Annotated in this window: 15 protein-coding genes; 7 read left to right on the top strand and 8 right to left on the bottom strand. The window is 66.1% G+C overall.

Annotation, left to right across the window (positions count from 1 at the left end; all coding sequences use genetic code 11):
- Positions 1–75: 75 nt before the first annotated feature.
- Both mfd and XF30_RS20720 read right to left on the bottom strand, forming a co-directional pair.
- On the bottom strand, positions 76–3,594 hold the full coding sequence (gene mfd / locus XF30_RS20725) for a transcription-repair coupling factor (protein WP_109143699.1): 3,519 nt from the start codon (positions 3,592–3,594) through the stop codon (positions 76–78).
- Entirely contained in the window at positions 3,591–3,881 is a 291-nt protein-coding gene (locus XF30_RS20720) for an FAD assembly factor SdhE (RefSeq protein ID WP_036012510.1), read from the bottom strand. The genes mfd and XF30_RS20720 overlap by 4 nt, the downstream gene beginning before the upstream one ends.
- A gap of 184 nt (positions 3,882–4,065) precedes the next feature.
- Between XF30_RS20720 and recG the strand changes: the two genes are divergently transcribed.
- Entirely contained in the window at positions 4,066–6,174 is a 2,109-nt protein-coding gene (gene recG, locus XF30_RS20715) for an ATP-dependent DNA helicase RecG (RefSeq protein ID WP_109143698.1), read from the top strand.
- Between the two features lie 160 nt (positions 6,175–6,334).
- Here recG and XF30_RS20710 read toward each other — a convergent pair whose 3' ends face one another.
- The 3 genes from XF30_RS20710 to glmS all read right to left on the bottom strand — a co-directional run bounded on the left by XF30_RS20710 (position 6,335) and on the right by glmS (position 9,976).
- Complete coding sequence (locus XF30_RS20710; protein WP_109143697.1) at positions 6,335–7,192, bottom strand: NAD(P)-dependent oxidoreductase; 858 nt, start codon at positions 7,190–7,192, stop codon at positions 6,335–6,337.
- A gap of 103 nt (positions 7,193–7,295) precedes the next feature.
- Positions 7,296–8,066, bottom strand: coding sequence for a DUF502 domain-containing protein (locus XF30_RS20705; protein ID WP_036012517.1), 771 nt, complete (start codon positions 8,064–8,066; stop codon positions 7,296–7,298).
- An 83-nt stretch (positions 8,067–8,149) separates the two neighbouring features.
- A complete protein-coding gene (glmS, locus tag XF30_RS20700) occupies positions 8,150–9,976 on the bottom strand; it encodes a glutamine--fructose-6-phosphate transaminase (isomerizing) (RefSeq protein ID WP_109143696.1) in 1,827 nt (608 codons plus the stop codon).
- A gap of 221 nt (positions 9,977–10,197) precedes the next feature.
- Between glmS and XF30_RS20695 the strand changes: the two genes are divergently transcribed.
- Positions 10,198–10,416, top strand: a complete 219-nt coding sequence (locus tag XF30_RS20695) for a hypothetical protein (protein ID WP_036012532.1) — start codon at positions 10,198–10,200, stop codon at positions 10,414–10,416.
- Between the two features lie 6 nt (positions 10,417–10,422).
- On the opposite strand, the gene glmU is transcribed toward XF30_RS20695, so the two are convergent.
- Positions 10,423–11,778 carry a bifunctional UDP-N-acetylglucosamine diphosphorylase/glucosamine-1-phosphate N-acetyltransferase GlmU gene (gene glmU, locus XF30_RS20690; protein ID WP_109143695.1) on the bottom strand — a complete coding sequence of 452 codons (1,356 nt, stop codon included), beginning with the start codon at positions 11,776–11,778 and terminating at the stop codon, positions 10,423–10,425.
- A 174-nt stretch (positions 11,779–11,952) separates the two neighbouring features.
- On the opposite strand from glmU, the gene XF30_RS20685 reads away from it, so the two are divergent.
- The 3 genes from XF30_RS20685 to XF30_RS38565 all read left to right on the top strand — a co-directional run bounded on the left by XF30_RS20685 (position 11,953) and on the right by XF30_RS38565 (position 14,179).
- Positions 11,953–13,332 carry a hypothetical protein gene (locus XF30_RS20685; protein WP_109143694.1) on the top strand — a complete coding sequence of 460 codons (1,380 nt, stop codon included), beginning with the start codon at positions 11,953–11,955 and terminating at the stop codon, positions 13,330–13,332.
- 133 nt (positions 13,333–13,465) lie between these two features.
- Positions 13,466–13,906, top strand: coding sequence for an MgtC/SapB family protein (locus XF30_RS20680; RefSeq protein WP_036012541.1), 441 nt, complete (start codon positions 13,466–13,468; stop codon positions 13,904–13,906).
- Between the two features lie 117 nt (positions 13,907–14,023).
- Positions 14,024–14,179 carry a hypothetical protein gene (locus tag XF30_RS38565; RefSeq protein WP_192893202.1) on the top strand — a complete coding sequence of 52 codons (156 nt, stop codon included), beginning with the start codon at positions 14,024–14,026 and terminating at the stop codon, positions 14,177–14,179.
- A 35-nt stretch (positions 14,180–14,214) separates the two neighbouring features.
- Here XF30_RS38565 and XF30_RS38180 read toward each other — a convergent pair whose 3' ends face one another.
- Positions 14,215–14,361 carry a hypothetical protein gene (locus tag XF30_RS38180; protein ID WP_156447140.1) on the bottom strand — a complete coding sequence of 49 codons (147 nt, stop codon included), beginning with the start codon at positions 14,359–14,361 and terminating at the stop codon, positions 14,215–14,217.
- 141 nt (positions 14,362–14,502) lie between these two features.
- Between XF30_RS38180 and XF30_RS20675 the strand changes: the two genes are divergently transcribed.
- Positions 14,503–14,883 (top strand): hypothetical protein, encoded by a 381-nt coding sequence (locus tag XF30_RS20675; RefSeq protein WP_036012544.1) that lies wholly within the window; start codon positions 14,503–14,505, stop codon positions 14,881–14,883.
- Here XF30_RS20675 and XF30_RS20670 read toward each other — a convergent pair.
- The gene (locus XF30_RS20670; protein ID WP_244608984.1) at positions 14,843–16,402 is read right to left on the bottom strand and encodes a glycoside hydrolase family 17 protein; all 1,560 of its coding nucleotides are present in this window, start codon (positions 16,400–16,402) and stop codon (positions 14,843–14,845) included. The two genes, XF30_RS20675 and XF30_RS20670, sit on opposite strands and share 41 nt — an antisense overlap.
- A 327-nt stretch (positions 16,403–16,729) precedes the next feature.
- On the opposite strand from XF30_RS20670, the gene XF30_RS20665 reads away from it, so the two are divergent.
- Positions 16,730–17,168, top strand: a 439-nt coding sequence (locus tag XF30_RS20665; RefSeq protein WP_109145791.1) for a beta-1-3, beta-1-6-glucan biosynthesis protein, incomplete at its 3' end; no start/stop codon positions are given.

Genomic DNA, 17,168 nt, shown 5'->3' with positions numbered 1-17,168 from the left:
GAATCCCTCCGCGGAAAGACTCTGGATTGCTTCGTCGCAAGGGCTCCTCGCAATGACGCGGTGAGGCCGGTGCCTCTACGCCGCCTTCTTGCTCTCGGCGAGCTGCGCCAGCTGTCGCATGATCTCCGTGGTGCCGGCAAGACGCTCTTCCGGCGTTTCCCAGTCCTGCAGGAACACCACCTTCATGTCGGGGCGCACCTTGGCGGCCTGGCCGTAGCTGCGGATGAAGCTCACGAGGCGCTCGGGATGGGCGAAGGAATTGTCGCGGAAGACGATGACGGCGCCCTTCGGGCCGGCGTCGATCTTCTCGACATTGGCCCGGCGGCAGAACGCCTTGATCGCGGCGACCTTGAACAGATAGCGCACCTCGTCCGGCAGCACGCCGAAGCGGTCGCGCATCTCGGCGCCGAAATTCTCGATCTCCTCCTCGGTGTCGAGATCGGCCAGGCGCCGGTACAGCGACAGCCGCACCGAGAGGTCGCTGACATAGTCCTCCGGAATCAGCACGGGCATGCCGATGGTGATCTGGGGCGACCAGCGATCGGCGGCGGGCTCGGAGACGCCGGCCTTGAGGTTGACGATCGCCTCCTCCAGCATCGACTGATAGAGCTCGAAGCCGACCTCCTTGATGTGGCCGGACTGCTCCTCGCCGAGCAAATTGCCGGCGCCGCGGATGTCGAGGTCGTGGGAGGCGAGCTGGAAGCCGGCGCCCAGCGTCTCCAGCGACTGCAGCACGGTGAGCCGGCGCTCGGCCTGCGCCGTGATCTTCTGCTGCGCCGGCAGCGTGAACAGCGCATAGGCCCGCAGCTTGGAGCGGCCGACGCGGCCGCGCAGCTGGTAGAGCTGGGCAAGGCCGAACATATCGGCGCGATGCACGATCAACGTGTTGGCGTTGGGGATGTCGAGGCCGGACTCGACTATGGTGGTCGACAACAGAACGTCGAACTTGCCGTCGTAGAACGCGGTCATGATGTCCTCGATCACGGCCGGCGGCATCTGGCCATGCGCGACCGCGACCTTCATCTCGGGCACGTTCTTGTCGAGGAAGTCCTTGACCTCGGCGAGATCGTCGATACGCGGCACCACGTAGAACGCCTGGCCGCCGCGATAGCGCTCGCGCAGGAGTGCCTCGCGGATCATCAGGGGATCGTGCGGGGCGACGAAGGTGCGCACCGCCAAGCGATCCACTGGGGGCGAGGCAATGATCGAGAGCTCGCGGACGCCGGTTAGTGCCAATTGGAGCGTGCGCGGGATCGGGGTTGCCGACAGCGTCAGGACGTGCACCTCGGCGCGCAGTGCCTTCAGCCGCTCCTTGTGGCTGACGCCGAAATGCTGCTCCTCGTCGACGATGAGCAGGCCAAGGTCGCGGAATTTGATCGCCTTGCCGAGCAATGCATGGGTGCCGACGACGATGTCGACGGAGCCGTCGGTGAGCCCCTTCTTGACCTCATTGAGCTGTTTTGTCGGGATCAGCCGCGAGGCCTGCGCGACGTTGACCGGGAAGCCTTTGAACCGCTCGCTGAAGGTCCGGTAATGCTGGCGCGCCAGCAGCGTGGTCGGCACCACGACCGCGACCTGCTTGCCGTCGAGCGCCACGGCGAAGGCGGCGCGCAGCGCCACCTCGGTCTTGCCGAAGCCGACGTCGCCGCAGATCAGGCGATCCATCGGGCGGCCCTTTTCGAGATCCTTCAGCGTGGACTCGATCGCGCCCAGCTGGTCCTCGGTCTCGTCATAGGGGAAGCGTGCGCAGAACTCGTCGTAGACGCCCTGCTGCACCGGCAGCTTCGGCGCTTCGTGCAGCATGCGTTCGGCCGCGATCTTGATCAGCTCGCCCGCGATCTCGCGGATGCGGTTCTTCAGTTTTGCTTTTCGGGTCTGCCAGCCCGAGCCACCAAGGCGGTCGAGCTCGACCGTGGTTTGATCAGAGCCGTAACGCGATAAGAGCTCGATGTTCTCGACCGGCAGGAACAGCTTGGTCTCGGCGGCATAATGCAGCTCGAGGCAGTCATGCGGCGCGCCGGCGACGTCCAGCGTCTGCAGGCCGATGAACCGGCCGATGCCGTGATCGACGTGGACGACGATGTCGCCGGCGGTGAGGCTCGTCACCTCCGAGATGAAATTGTCGAGCTTGCGACTGGCCTTGCGCGGCCGCACCAGGCGATCGCCGAGGATGTCCTGCTCGCTGATGACGGCGATCTCGTCAGTCTCGAAGCCGCTCTCGAGGCCGAGCACGGCGAGCATGGTCTCGTTGCGCGGCGTCGCCTGCACCGTCCGCCACGAATTGACGCTGGTGGTGTGGGCGAGCTTGTGGTCGCGCAGCATCGAGGTCATGCGGTCGCGCGAGCCCTCCGTCCACAGCGCGATCACGACCTTCTTGCGCTGCGCCTGCAGCGCCATGACGTGGCTGACCACGGACTCGAACACGTTGACATTGCTGTCGTTGCGCTCCGGCGCGAAATCGCGGCCCTTGCGCGCACCTGCATCGACTACGCCGGTGCCGTCGGTCGGCACCGAGAACGGCGTCAGCCGCGCCAGCGGGATCGCGCCGAGGCGCTTGCTCCATTCCTCCTCGGTCAGATACAGCCGGTCGGGCGGCAGCGGCTTGTAGATCGCGCCGCCGCCGGGATGCTCCATCGCCTCGCGCCGGGCCTCGTAATAGTCGAGGATCTGCTTGAAGCGCTCGCGCACGGCGTCCTCGGCCTGCGGCTCGATCGCGATCGCAGCGCCTTGCAGATAGTCGAACAGCGTGTCCATCCGGTCCTGGAACAGCGGCAGCCAGTGCTCCATGCCGGGATGGCGGCGGCCCTCGCTAACAGCCTCGTACAGCGCATCGTCGCGCTCGGGCGCGCCGAATTCGGCGACATAGCCCATGCGGAATCTTCGGATGGTGTCGGTGACGAGCTGGAACTCGGAGACCGGCACGAGGTCGAGCGAGCGCATATCGAGCAGCGTGCGCTGGGTCTCCGCGTCGAAGGAGCGGATCGATTCCAGGCTGTCCCCGAAGAAGTCGAACCGCACCGGCTGCTCGAGGCCCGCCGGAAACAGATCCAAAATGCCGCCGCGCACGGCGTATTCGCCGGGCTCGCGCACGGTGGAGGAGCGGTTGTAGCCGTTGTGCTCGAGCCAGGCGACGACGGTGTCCATCGGCACGACGTTGCCCGGCGCGACCGACAGCGCCTGCGCCGCGACCAGCTCGCGCGCGGGCACGCGCTGCACCACAGCGTTCACCGTGGTCAGCACGATCAGCGGCTTGTCGCTGCCGGTGAGCGAGGCCAGCCGCGCCAGCGTGGTCAGGCGCTGGGCGAGAACGCCGCCATGCGGCGAGACGCGGTCATAGGGCTGGCAGTCCCAGGCCGGGAAGGTCAGCACCGGCAGATCGGGCGCGAAGAACCTAAGTGCGCGTTCGAGCGACTGCATGCGCCCGCCGTCGCGGCAGACGACCGCAAGGCTGACCGCCGGCTTCTTCGGCCGCGCCGCGATGGCGCGCGCGAGATCGGAGACGACGAGGCCTTCGGCACCTTCCGCGACATTGGCGAGCGTCAGCGCGCGGCCGGGCGCGAGCAGCTCGGCCGGAGATTTCATTCCCTGCTTCATGCGTTGCCGTCCGCGATCGGAAACGCCTTGATGCGGGCAAACAGCGCGCCGGCGACGTCGGCCGGCAGCACCTTGTCGCCGGTGATGGCGGCATAGAGATCGGGATCGTTGACCTCGAGCAAGGTCTCGAGCTGGCTCAGCTCGTCGTCGGACAGATTGCCGATCTCGGCATCCGCGAAGCGGCCGAGGATCAGGTCCATCTCGCGCGTGCCGCGGTGCCAGCAGCGGAACAGAAGCCGCTTGCGGCGGTCATCCAGCCCGCTGCTCGATCGTGTCGTTCCCGTCATGTCTCAAATCCAGTCAAACGCAGAAAGCCCGGACGTGCCGGGCGGGGGTGATATAGCCACTTGGACCCCCGGTGTCAGCCCTTGATTTGGCATGGCCGGAGCTCGCGGGCGGCTACGAAAAAAGACGTGGATGCCCGGCATAAAGCGGGGCATGACGGGCCGAAACGATCCTAGATTCGCTCTCATGCGCCCCAGCCTGCTTAATCCGCTGTTTGCTCCCGTGACCAGCCTGTCCGGCGTCGGTCCGAAGCAGGACAAGCTGTTGCAGTACCTGCTCAGCCGCAGCGAGACGCCGCGGCTGGTCGATCTGCTCTTGCATCTGCCGAGCCAGGTGATCGACCGCCGGGCCCGGCCGAAGATCCGCGACGCGGCCGTTGGAACCATGGTGACGCTGGAGGTTACCGTCGATCGTCACCGCCCGCCCCCGCCGCGCAACGCGCGCGCGCCGTATCTGGTCTACGCCAGCGACGATACCGGCGACGTGGTGCTGACCTTCTTCCGCGCCAAGCCGGGCTTTGTCGAAAAGCTCTTGCCGGTCGGCGAGAAGCGCTTCGTCTCCGGCACGCTGCAGATGTACGACGGCATCCCGCAGATCGTGCATCCCGATCGCGTGCTCGACGAGGAGGCGATCTCGAAGCTGTCAGGGATCGACCCGGTCTATCCGCTGACGGAAGGGCTCGCGCTCGGCTCGCTCCGCCGCGCGATCGCGCAGGCGCTGCAAAAGCTTCCCGCGCTGCCGGAATGGATCAGCCCGGAGGTGCTGCGCCGATGTGACTTCCCGCCGATCGCGGAGGCGCTCAATCGCGTGCACCAGCCGGTCGAGCTGACCGACATCTTGCCCGACCGGCCGTTCTGGTCGCGCCTCGCCTTCGACGAGCTCTTGGCCGGCCAGCTCGCGCTCGCCCTGATCCGCGCGCAGCTGCGCCGTCCTGCGGGCGTGCGCAATGCCGGCGACGGGCATCTGCGCAACAAGATCATCGATGCCCTTCCTTACGCGCTCACACCGTCACAGCGCAACGCTGCGGCGGCGATTGCCGAAGACCTCAAGCAGCCGCTGCGCATGCTGCGCCTGCTGCAAGGTGACGTCGGCTCCGGCAAGACCGTGGTGGCGCTGCTCGCGGCTGCCGCGGTCGCCGAGGTCGGCAAGCAGGCCGCGTTGATGGCCCCGACCGAGATCCTGGCGCGCCAGCACATCAAGACCATCGCTCCGCTCGCCGAGCGCGCGGGATTGCGGGTCGCGATCCTCACCGGCCGCGAGAAGGGCAAGGAGCGGCGCGAGATCATCACTGAGCTCGCCGAGGGCGGGATCGACCTGCTCGTCGGCACCCATGCGCTGATCCAGGACGATGTCGTGTTCAGGGATCTCGCGCTCGCCATCGTCGACGAGCAGCACCGTTTCGGCGTGCGCGAGCGCCTCGCGCTGACGTCCAAGGGCGAGGCTGTCGACGTGCTGGTGCTGAGCGCAACGCCGATCCCGCGCACGCTGGTGCTGACCTATTTCGGCGATATGGACATCTCCGAGCTGCGCGAAAAGCCGGCCGGCCGCCAGCCCATCGATACCCGCGCCGTGCCGATGAGCCGCATCGGCGAGGTCATGGAAGGCGTCGGCCGTGCGCTCGAAGCCGGCAAGCTGGTCTACTGGATCTGCCCGCTGGTCGAGGAGTCCGAGGCTGAGGGCACCGAGCATCTCACCAACGCCACCAAGCGTTTCGAGACCCTGCAAAAGCGCTTCGGCGATCGCGTCGGCCTCGTCCACGGCCAGATGAAGGGCACCGAGAAGGACCGCGTCATGGCCCAGTTCGCCGCGCACGACATCGGCCTGCTGGTCGCGACCACCGTGGTCGAGGTCGGCGTCGACGTTCCGGCCGCCACCATCATGGTGATCGAGAACGCCGAGCGTTTCGGTCTTGCCCAGCTCCACCAGCTCCGCGGCCGCATCGGGCGCGGCTCCGAAGCATCGACCTGCATCCTGCTCTATGGCGAGCCGCTCGGCGAGATGTCGAAGGCGCGGCTGAAAGTGATCCGCGAGACCACCGACGGCTTCCGCATCGCCGAGGAAGACCTGAAGCTGCGCGGCGAAGGCGACGTGCTGGGAGTGCGCCAGAGCGGCCTGCCCGGCTACCGCATCGCGCGCCCGGAGGTGCACGGCCAGCTGATCGCCCAGGCCAGAGACGAAGCGCTGCGAATCCTCAAGGAGGATCCGAAGCTGAAGGGCGAGCGCGGCGAGGCGCTGCGCTGCCTGATGTATCTGTACGAACGAGACGAAGCGATCCCGTTGATCGGAGCGGGCTAACTTTGAGGCAGTGCCGCTAGGTTCGTGACAGACGCAAAGGCACCGGAACCTCCACGTCATTGCGAGCGCAGCGAAGCAATCCAGAATCTTTCCGCGGAGGCAGTCTGGATTGCTTCGCTGCGCTCGCAATGACGTGTTGAGAGAGCGAGAATGCGCGCGATCAGGCCTTCTTCCGCGCGATGCTCGCCGCAAACGCCTTCATCAGCTCCGCATCCGCCGCCTCCCCCTTCGCATCCTCCGCCAGATGCTCGAACCACCGCGCAAAGCCCTCGTAGATCTGGCTGGCCGGATGATCGGGCCCGAGGAATCCTGAAATCTCCCGCATCTCGGCGACCCAGCGATAGGCCTTCGGGATCATGTCGGGCAGCGCGACTTCGAGCCGCGCCAAGATGGCGGGCTGGCTCAGCGCGAGCTCGTCGCGCAATGCATCGGCCGCGCCCGCCTTCGTGGCTGCGATCACCATCGCCGATCCGATGCCGGCGAGGCCCTTGACGATGCCGGCATAGGACATTTTCAACGCCGAGGCCGCGCCGACCGGGCCTTCGACGATCCGCACGTCGAGGCCGAGATCCCCAAGCACGACGACGTCCTTGGCATGCTCGCCCGACATGTAGAAGGCCGGGCTCTTGCCACCTGGCTGCGGCGGAAAGCCGATGATGCCGGCATCGACGAACGGCGCCTGCACAGAGCCGATGATCTCCTCGATTCTTTGCACGGTGTCGACATTGACGGCGTTGCAATCGACCACGACCGGCTTCTTCTCGCGCCTGACGATCAGCGCCGCCAGCCATTCGGCCAGCGCGACGGCCTCGCCCGGCGGCACGATCGAGAGGATTATGTCGGCGTCCGCGATCGCGTCGTCCTCGGCGCCGACCATGCCGGCGTCCGCCGCACGTTTGCGCGTCGCCCCGCTCCGCCCCTGCAGCGAGGTCAGCACGCGCGCACCGTTCTCGCTGAGGCGGCGGGCCACCGCGCTGCCCATCGCGCCGGGGGCGAGGATCGCAATGGTTTTGGACATCGTGCACTCCAGGTCGAATTCCGAGCGGCAGGTTCGGTCGACCTGAGCCTAGCAGAGGACGAATGCGCCCGCGTGAACGCGACCATCCCGCAACGGAATGGCCCTACTCCGCCTTCGCAGGCTCGGGCCGGAGCGTGGAGGCATTGGCGATACGCGCGGCATTCGCCATGCCCGCAAGCGCGGCCGCCTTCTTCGGATCGGGCGACGAGCCCGGCTGCACCACGCCGGCCGACATGATCAGCGTCGCGGCGTCCTCGGCGGTGAGATCGACCTCGATGATCTTGCTCTTGGGGACATAGAAGAAAAAGCCGGTTGTCGGGTTCGGCGAGCACGGCAGGAACACCGACACGTGCTCCTCCTGCCCCGGCAGGCTGCGCGAGATGTCCTCGTTCGGCGACTGCGAGATCAGCACGATCGACCACATGCCCGGCGAAGGAAACTCGACAAGGCCCACTTTCCGGAAGCTCGAGCCCTTGCCCGAGAACAGCGTCTCGAACACCTGCTTCAGGCCGCGATAGATCGCGCGCACCGCCGGGATCCGGCCGAGAAAGGTCTCGCCGACATCGACCAGCGTGCGGCCGATCAGATTGGCCGCGAGGAAGCCGACCAGCGTCAGCGTGAAGAATGCGACAATCAGTCCCCAGCCGGGAATGACGTAGGGAAGATAGGTTTCCGGCCGGTAGGCCAGCGGCACGAACGGCCGCACCACGCCGTCGACCCAGGTAACGAACCACCAGACCAGATAGAGGGTGATCGCAATCGGCCCCGTCACCACGAGGCCGGTCAGGAAATAATTGCGGAAACGGCCCATCAGGCCGGTATGCGGTTCCGGAACGGGATCAAGAGGCGCAGGCGCGTCGTCGCGGGGGGTCATTCGGGTTCCAGGTCGGTCGCTACCACAAGCTAGGGTCTTCTAGCAGGTTTTGGAAGAGAGCGGCCGATCGAAATCCAGATTGCCTATTCCACGGTCACCGATTTTGCGAGGTTGCGCGGCTGGTCGACGTCGGTCCCCATCACGACGGCCGTGTGATAGGCGAGCAGCTGCACCGGGACGGCATAGACCATCGGCGTGAAGGCTGCTGCCATATCGGGCATGACGATGGTGACGAGGGACTCGACCGTCGCCTCCGCCGCGCCCTTGGCATCGGTCATCAGGATGATGTTGCCGCCGCGCGCGGCGACCTCCTGCATGTTGGAGACGGTCTTCTCGAACACGCGGTCGTGGGGTGCGATGACGACGACCGGCATGGTCTCGTCGATCAGCGCGATCGGGCCGTGCTTGAGCTCGCCGGCGGCATAGCCCTCGGCGTGGATGTAGGAGATCTCCTTCAGCTTGAGCGCGCCTTCGAGCGCCAGCGGGAAGCTGGTGCCGCGGCCGAGATAGAGCACGTCGCGCGACTTGGCAATCCGGTGCGCCAATTTCTCGATCTGGAGCTCGCTCGTGAGCGCATCGGCCATCAGGCGCGGAACCTCGACGAGCCCGTGGACCAGCTTGGTCTCGTCCTCGTCCGACAATTCGTCGCGCGCCTTGCCGGCCGCGATCGCAAGGTTTGCCAGCACCATGAGCTGGCACGTGAACGCCTTGGTCGAGGCGACGCCGATCTCCGGTCCCGCCAGCGTCTGCAGCACCGTCTCGCTCTCGCGCGCGATCGTCGAGGTCGGCACGTTGACGACCGCGATCGTGTGCACGCCCTCGGCCTTGGCATAGCGCAGCGCCGCCAGCGTGTCGGCGGTCTCGCCCGACTGCGAGATGAAGATGGCGAGGTCGCCCTTGCGCAAGGGGGCCTCGCGGTAGCGGAATTCGGAGGCGACGTCGACCTCGACCGGCAGGCGCGCAAAGCGCTCGAACCAGTATTTGGCGACGAACCCGGCATAGCTCGCTGTGCCGCAAGCGGTGATGTTGATGCGCTGGATGTTCTTGAAATCGAACGGCAGCTTGACCGGTAGCGCGACGCGCTCGGTCGCCATATCGACGTAGCGCGCCAGCGTGTGGCCGACCACCTCGGGCTGCTCGTGGATCTCCTTGGCCATGAAGTGACGGTAATTGGCCTTGTCGACCAGCGAGGTCGACGCGGCGTGCCTGATCTTGTCGCGCTGGACGGCATGGCCGTCCTTGTCGAAGATCGCGGCGCTCTTGCGGGTCAGCACCGCCCAGTCGCCGTCCTCGAGATAGCTGATCGTGTCGGTGAACGGGCCGAGCGCGATGGCGTCCGAGCCGAGATACATCTCGCCGTCGCCGTAGCCGATCGCCAGCGGCGGGCCGTTGCGGGCGCCGATCATGAGGTCGTTGTCGCCGGCGAAGATGAAGCCGAGCGCGAAGGCGCCGCGCAGGCGCGCCAGCGTCAGCTTCACCGCTTCCACGGGCTTATTGCCGCGCGTGAGCAAATCGTCGACGAGATGCAGCACGATCTCGGTGTCGGTCTCGGTGTGGAACACCGTGCCCTTCTTTTCGAGCTCCTCGCGCAGCTCGCGGAAATTCTCGATGATGCCGTTGTGGACCACGGCGACGCGCTCGGTCGCGTGCGGGTGGGCGTTGTTGACGGTCGGCTTGCCGTGGGTGGCCCAGCGCGTGTGACCGATGCCGGTGGTACCCTTGAGCGGCTCGGCCTCCAGCCGCTTCTCCAGATTCTTCAGCTTTCCCTCGGCGCGGCGGCGCTCCAGGTGCTTGCCTTCGAGCGTGGCCACGCCCGCGGAATCGTAGCCGCGATATTCGAGGCGTTTGAGCGAATCCACCAATTGCTCTGCAACCGGCTCGCGCCCGAGAATGCCGACAATCCCGCACATGCGGATCACTATCCCCCAAATCGTCGAAAAATCGCCTAAACGACACGCCCGGTTTTTAGCGAAAATCGCAGGGAACCAGATACTCAATAATTATTGCTGATTGAGACAGCACGGGCCCGCGACCGCTGCGTCGTCTGCGTCGAATTGGCCGGCCTTAAACCGCGCTAGTTAACTCATTGTCAATACATTTGGCCAACGATTCCGGTCAGGAGAACCAGGCCATGAAAGGCTCATCCGACCGCAAGGGTCTGTCGTCGATGTATCTGCGCGCCAGCGAGACCACGGGCACGCACCTTGCGCATTGGCCGCCGCCGCTGCGCGGCAAAGAGAACAAGCCCCTCTTCATCAAGCATCCCGAAGGCGAGCCGGTGAAGCGCGCCAAGCCGCGCGGCTGGCGCCTGACCCGCGCGATCTTCTCCGAATTCGCCGACGAAGAATAGCGCCGCTCACGTCTCCGGCTTCTTGCCGCCGGTCTTCATCTCGCGATAGCGCGCCGCGCCGCCTTCCCGGATGGTTTGCGGGCTCCGCTCCAGCGCCATCGCGTCGTCGGGTACGTCCTTCGTGATCACCGAGCCCGAGCCGATATAGGCACCATTGCCGATCGTCACCGGGGCGACCAGCGAGGAGTTGGTGCCGACGAAGGCGCCCTTTCCGATCACCGTCTTGTGCTTCTTGAAGCCATCGTAGTTGCAGGTGATGGTGCCGGCGCCGATGTTGGAATTGGCGCCGACGGTGGCGTCGCCGATATAGGAGAGATGGTTGACCTTGACGCCGGCCTCCAGCGTCGCCGCCTTGGTCTCCACGAAATTGCCGATGCGCGCGCCGTCGCCGAGCGAGGTGCCGGGACGCAGCCGCGCATAGGGTCCGATCGAGACCTTCTTGCCGAGCGTCGTCTCGACGATGTGCGAGAACGAGTGGATCACCGCGCCGTCCGCGATCGACACGCCGGGGCCGATCACCACGAACGGCTCGATCGTCACGTCCTTGCCGAACACGGTGTCAGTGGACAGATACACCGTCTCCGGCGCGATCAGCGTGACGCCGGCCTCCATCGCCGCCTTGCGCAAACGCGCCTGCATTACGGCTTCGGCCTCGGCGAGCTGCGCCTTGGTGTTGATGCCGCGCACCTCGTCTTCGCTGGTTTCGATCACCACCGACTCCCATCCCTGCCTGCGGACGATTTCGACCGCATCCGTCAGATAATATTCGCCCTTGGAATTGGCATCGCCGATCTGGCCGAGAATGTCGAGCGCACGGCGACCGTCGATCGCCATCACGCCGGCATTGCACAGATCGATCTTGCGCTCGTCCGCGCTGGCATCGGCCTGCTCGCGGATCGCAACCAGGCGGTCGCCCTCGACGATGAAGCGGCCGTAGCCGGTCGGGTCGGCGGCGCGAAAGCCGAGCGCGGCAATGGCTGCGCCGCGGGCGAGCGGCGCGCGCAGCCGCGCAAAGGTCTCGGCCGAGATCAGCGGCGTGTCGCCGAACGCGATGAGGAGATCGTCGGCGCCGCTCGCGATCGCCTCGCGCGCCGCCAGCACCGCATGCGCGGTGCCGAGCCGCTCGGCCTGCACGAAGGTCAGCGCGTCGGGACGGATGCGCTTGGCTTCGTCGGCGACCGCCTGATGATCGGGACCGATCACGACCGCGAGCGAGGTGCCGGTTCCCTTGGGTGCGGCGGCGAGCACATGCGCGAGCAGACTCCGGTGCGCGACCGGATGCAGCACCTTCGGCAGGCTCGATCGCATGCGCGTGCCTTCGCCGGCGGCGAGCACGATCGTGAGGCTGGAACGGGCGGTCATCGAAATCCTGACAGCTATGGCCGAATCAAATTGGCGCGGACGGGCGGCAACGCCCTCGGAAGCTATCGCCTTGCTACCCCCGCAAACGCCCGGAATTCAAGTGCGGCGCGCTTTTCCTGTTAATGTTCCCTGATTGATTCGGGGAAGCCGGACGGGGCTGGGCGCTTAACATTCATGGCAAAGGAATCCGACCCACTGGCGGACGCTTTCTCCACCAAGGAGACCGGCGGGCTGTTCTCCGGACTTTTGGCCGAGGAAAGCGCCTTCGACCGGCGCATGATGTGGCGGCTGGGCTCGTGGGGCGTGGCGGCCGTCGGCGCCGTCGTCATTGCCCTGATGGCCAACCAGGCCCAGCTCGGCTGGCGGCGCGACCAGGTTGCGTCCGCCGATCTCGTGCACCAGGCCGACCGGCTGCAGCTGCTGACCAAGGAGAGCCAGAACGAAGCGCGCCGGCTCGCCGCCGCGATCGAGACGCTGAACAGCGACCGCGACCGGCTGTATTCGCGCGTCACCGTGCTGGAGCAAGGGCTCGATTCCGTCACCGGCGCCATAGCGAAGCAAGCGGCCGCGCCGCCGCCGGGCGCGAAGCCGCAGGACGCAGCACCCGCGGCTCCCAATGTCGCGCCGGTTGCTTCGACGCCGACGGCGACGAGCGAGAAGCCGCGCAGCGAAGCCGCCAAGGATGCTCAGAAGGATTCGCCAAAGGATGCTCAGAAGGAAACGTTGAAGGAGCCGCCGAGCCCGCCGCCGCAGACCGCGGCCGCCGCCTCGCTCGTGCAACAGAATCCGGCCATGACTTCGGCGCTGCCGACCATTCCGCTGGTGCCCGCCAAGTCCCTCATGGCGCCACCTGATCCGGCCGCATCGAAACTGATTCAACCTGAGACAGCCGAGCAGAAGGCCGAGCCGGCGCCCGCCGCAGCCGAAATCGTGGCGGCAGCAACCAAGCCGCCAGAGCCAGCCGAGAGCGAATCCCCTGCCATCGCCGTTCAGCAGACGCGCTTTGCGATCGATCTCGGCGGCGCCAACTCGATCGACGGCCTGCGCGCGCTCTGGCGCGGCGTGACCAAGTCCAACCCGGAGATCGCAGCGCTGCGGCCGATCATCATGATCAAGGAAGGCAACACCGGCCTCGGCATGCAGCTCCGCCTGGGCGCCGGCCCCCTGGTCAATGCCGCCGCCGCCGCAAAATTCTGCGCGGGTCTCGCCGAGAGCAATCGTCACTGCGAGACCACCGTGTTCGATGGCCAGCGCCTGTCGATGCGTGGCGGTCCGGACAAGGTACAAGACAAGACGCAAGAGAAGACTCAGGACAGAGTCCCGGACAAGGGTTCGGAGACGAGCCAGGACGCTGGCCCTCCAGCCGAAACGGCGCCTGTGTCGAGCGCGAAGCCTGAAAAGCCGCAACGCCGCCGCAGCTACTCCTCAAAACGCACCAAGCGCGACGAGCCCGCCCCCGCTCCCGCCGCGCAGCCGGCGCCAGCACCGGCGAAACCGGAGGCGGCAGCGTCGTCCGCGGGATCGACGCTGTCGTCGTTCTTCAGGCGACAATGACGCCTCGGTCCCGGCGCGCACGCAGCCAGCATGCGACCAACGGACGCTTGGACCTCGGCCGCGCTTGGCAGCAAGTTCGCAGGTCCATGTCCGACGTGCGCGAAGCGTCGCCCCTCCAGAAACGCGGGTCTTGATGAACGAACTGGATGATGTGCTGAGGCTACTCGTCGCGGCGGCTACGGGCCTCGTGATCGGCATCGACCGCGACATGAACGACAAGCCGGTGGGCATGCGCACCCTGGCGCTGGTGGCCTTGGGCTCTGCGCTGATCTCGATTTCCGTGATCGAGTTTCAGAATTTGCGCGACCACCCGGATGCAGTCTCGAGGGTGGTCCAAGGCATTGTTACCGGCGTGCTGAGCGGCGTCGGCTTCATCGGTGCGGGCGTCATCCTGCACGACGTCAAGGCCAAGACGGTTCATGGCCTCACTACCGCGGCGACTGTCTGGATCGCTGCCGGTCTTGGCATCGCCTGCGCGCTGGGCGCCTGGCTGCTGGTGGGCGCCGCCATCGCAGTCACGTTATTCGTGCTGTTCGCGCTCAGCTGGCTCGAACGTCGCCTGGGGTTGAAGTAAGTCTGGTAGTCGCACATGGCCGGTGAGCGGCTTCATGCCTCCGCCCAAGTACCAAATGATACGAACGAGACCAACCTGACACGGCACACTCCGTACCGGACTTGATTCGGAGCGGAGATGACGGACGCGAACTTTCTGCGGGAGCAACTCGCGTTGATCCGCGAACTGACCGAGCGGGCCGATCCCCACATCAGGAAGCGACTGCTCGCCTTGGCTGAAAAATACGAGCGCCGGCTGGCGGAGCAGAGCCGGAACACGCAAGGTCGCAATTGATCGCCTGCTGATCGCCCCTTGGCGCAGGCGATGACCTATTCCATGCGCGCCTTCTCCTTCAGATCGCGGATGCGCATCTCCGCCTCGTCCTTGGACTGGACGATGTCCGACCAATCCTCGACTCGCGCCTCCTTGCTCAGCCTCTTGAGCTCGCTCAGCTGCTCCTGCGTCGGCTTGTCCATGCCTCACTCCTAGGCGGTGTTGGCAACACAATGTTGAGAACCAGCGGGAGGCTCGCGTGTTCCTGGAGAGTGCCCGGGCGGATCAACAGAAACCTCGCCTGCCCTGTTGCCTGGCCGCGCCTTCCCGACCATATTGCGGCCATGACAAAGAAGCCCTTCCGCCTCACGCCCTACCAGGTGCAGTTCCTGCTCGTGGTCGGATTCGTCACCGTCGGCTGCGCGCTCTACGTGCGCTATCTCGCGATCGAGTTTTCGCAAGTAGCGCTCGCCTGCGACGCCGGGCTTCAGACCCTGGTCTGCAAGTCGCGCTCGGTCTCGACCGTGCTGTTCAAGAATTCGGTGTTCGGCATCGTGGCGCTGGTGGTTGCGACGCTGAACCTGATGCGGCCGTCGATCGTGCTGCTGACCGTCGGCCTCATCGCCGCCGGCCTCGGCATCGTGCTCTACAATGTCGTGCTGTCGGGCCTTGCGATCGGCCTGCTTATTCTTGGCTTTGCTCGGCCCGCGCCCGCCACAGCGTGAGCGCGAACAACAGATAGATCGCGCAGGTCCATAGCGACTGCCAATTGTCGCGACCTTCGTTGAACAGCACGTACACGGCGGACAGCGCCAGCACCCCCGCGAACACCGCTTCGGCGATCGGACGCTGGCCGATCTGCGGCCGGTTCAGCATCAGAAGCGCAAACGGCACCACAGCCATCGTCAGCGCGGCGTAAGGAAAATCCTTGTAACGCGGATCGAACACGAAGCCGAGCGCGGTCGCGGAAGCGATCACCGCGGTCACCGCCAGCGTCAGGCCGAGCACCGCCGTGAGCTTCGACCATTTCCGGCCCTCGCGCGGGCCGAGCAGGTCGAGGAAGGTCGGCAGGCTGCGGCCGATCACCATCGCCTGCGCGCAGAAAATCGGCGACAGGATGCCGGCCAGCAGCAACGCGCCCCAGAGCAGCCAGCCGCCGATCCCGTAGCTCTCGTAGTACATCTTGTCGGCGCCGATCCCGAGCAGGATTCCGGCGGTCGTCGCCGAGATGCCGACGCCGAGCCAGGCCGGGAAACGCGGTGTCCACGGCCGGCGGCGCAGCGTGATCAGCGCGACAGCGAACACCAGCACGGAAAGCCCCATTCCGGCGCCCATGTACCATTTCCAGTACGGGAAATTGCTGATCGGCTGTCCCGGCGGATATTTCAGGCTCCTGCGCACCGAGTCGTAGAGGCCCCAATAGCCGCCGACGGTGCCTTCCAGCCTGCGCTTCCAGGGCTGGTCGTAGGACTCGATGAGATTGACGCGGAACTTCTGCGCCTTCGCAAGGCCGAGGATTTCCGAGACGACGCGCGCCTGATTGGTGCGCGAGGGCAGTGCGCCGTCGCGCATGCGGCCCGCGCTCGGCCAGCCGGTTTCGCCGATCAGGATCTCCTTGCCGGGAAACGCCACCGCCATGCGCTCGCGGATCTGTTCGACATGGGCGGCAGCGAACTTCGCCCTGATCGGGAAATCCTCCCAATAGGGCAGGATATGAATCGTGACGAAGTCGACGGCGTCATACACCTCGCGGTTCTTCAGCCAATATTCCCACACATCGGCATAGGTCACGGGCACGCCGACCTGGGTCTTAACCAGGCGGATGAGAGCGACGAGGTCCGCCGTCGTCATCTCACCGCGCAGCAGCACCTCGTTGCCGACGATGACGGAGGTGATGACGTCAGGGAATTGCTTGATGAGGCGAATGGCGAGCCCGGCCTGCTCGTAGTTCTTGGTGCGGTTGCTCGAGAGCCAGATGCCCTGCAGCACCTTCATCCCGCCGACCTTGGCGGCGACCGCCGGCACCTGGTCGAGCCCGTTCTCCAGCGAATAGGTGCGGACGCAGTCGGTGATCTCCTTGAGCTGGCGCAGGTCCTGTTCGATCTGGTCGGCATCGATATGGGTCCATGCGTCCAGCGGCGACTGCTCGCCGCGGAACGGCGCGTAGGAGACGCATTGAACCTTGTCGGCGGGATCGATCGGGGCGCGCGCGAGCGTGATCGGCGTGGCAAGCCACCACCACACGGCAGCGATCGCACCCAGTGAGACGAGCAGAAGCGCCAGTGGCGTACGAAGAGAAATCGGTTCCGTCCTCCGCGAAGGGCCGTCGATTACCTTCTCGCACGCCGTCTGCCAAGGGGGCACGTCCGGTGGATCCCTTGCGCCCCCAAGGAATTTACCTGCGCCGGTTCACTGTGATCTAGGATCGTGACTTTGCTGGACAAAATTCGAAATACAGGTCATGGACTCCGAAAGACTTTTCCGCCGCATTGGAGACCTATTTGGACGCCATCAGCTAGCGCGTCCGCGGGGCTCCTGACGCGGACGGCCAGCGCATACATTGGGGAATTCATGCGGCAACGGGTGTTCGAGTCACGAAATGCGGTCCTGCGGCAGTTCGCCGCCACCTTGGCCGTCTCCTGCCTGCTCGTTCTGACCGGTGCTGGCGGCGCCTCCGCCCAGAGCGGTCCGCCGGGCCCCGAACAGGGCAAGGCAGCAGCCCAGCCCGCCGACGCCGCCAAGGACGCCGCCCAGAATCAGCGCCGCACCGACGAGTTCGCGGAAGCCGCCCAGGTCATCAACGGCCCGGCCGGCAATCCCGAATGCGTCTGGCTCGGCCGGCGCGTGGTGCGGCTGATGTGGCGGGACGACCTCGATACCGCATTCCGTCATCTCGACCTCTACGACCGCTTCGGCTGTCCCGGCGGCCACATCCAGGCCGCGTTCCGCTGCCTGACCCGTTTCGGCGGCCAGATCGACCCCAAGGTGGCCGAAACTCTGGATAGCCGCG

The organism is Bradyrhizobium sp. SUTN9-2, assembly GCF_003122645.1.
GTDB lineage: Bacteria > Pseudomonadota > Alphaproteobacteria > Rhizobiales > Xanthobacteraceae > Bradyrhizobium > Bradyrhizobium yuanmingense.
This window is presented reverse-complemented; position numbering and strand designations above follow the sequence as displayed.

Bases quoted from the DNA above. Each gene is read 5' to 3' on its own strand.
- mfd (WP_109143699.1), bottom strand. From the start codon at position 3,594: ATGAAGCAGGGAATGAAATCTCCGGCCGAGCTGCTCGCGCCCGGCCGC.
- XF30_RS20720 (WP_036012510.1), bottom strand. From the start codon at position 3,881: ATGACGGGAACGACACGATCGAGCAGCGGGCTGGATGACCGCCGCAAG.
- recG (WP_109143698.1), top strand. From the start codon at position 4,066: ATGCGCCCCAGCCTGCTTAATCCGCTGTTTGCTCCCGTGACCAGCCTG.
- XF30_RS20710 (WP_109143697.1), bottom strand. From the start codon at position 7,192: ATGTCCAAAACCATTGCGATCCTCGCCCCCGGCGCGATGGGCAGCGCG.
- XF30_RS20705 (WP_036012517.1), bottom strand. From the start codon at position 8,066: ATGACCCCCCGCGACGACGCGCCTGCGCCTCTTGATCCCGTTCCGGAA.
- glmS (WP_109143696.1), bottom strand. From the start codon at position 9,976: ATGTGCGGGATTGTCGGCATTCTCGGGCGCGAGCCGGTTGCAGAGCAA.
- XF30_RS20695 (WP_036012532.1), top strand. From the start codon at position 10,198: ATGAAAGGCTCATCCGACCGCAAGGGTCTGTCGTCGATGTATCTGCGC.
- glmU (WP_109143695.1), bottom strand. From the start codon at position 11,778: ATGACCGCCCGTTCCAGCCTCACGATCGTGCTCGCCGCCGGCGAAGGC.
- XF30_RS20685 (WP_109143694.1), top strand. From the start codon at position 11,953: ATGGCAAAGGAATCCGACCCACTGGCGGACGCTTTCTCCACCAAGGAG.
- XF30_RS20680 (WP_036012541.1), top strand. From the start codon at position 13,466: ATGAACGAACTGGATGATGTGCTGAGGCTACTCGTCGCGGCGGCTACG.
- XF30_RS38565 (WP_192893202.1), top strand. From the start codon at position 14,024: ATGACGGACGCGAACTTTCTGCGGGAGCAACTCGCGTTGATCCGCGAA.
- XF30_RS38180 (WP_156447140.1), bottom strand. From the start codon at position 14,361: ATGGACAAGCCGACGCAGGAGCAGCTGAGCGAGCTCAAGAGGCTGAGC.
- XF30_RS20675 (WP_036012544.1), top strand. From the start codon at position 14,503: ATGACAAAGAAGCCCTTCCGCCTCACGCCCTACCAGGTGCAGTTCCTG.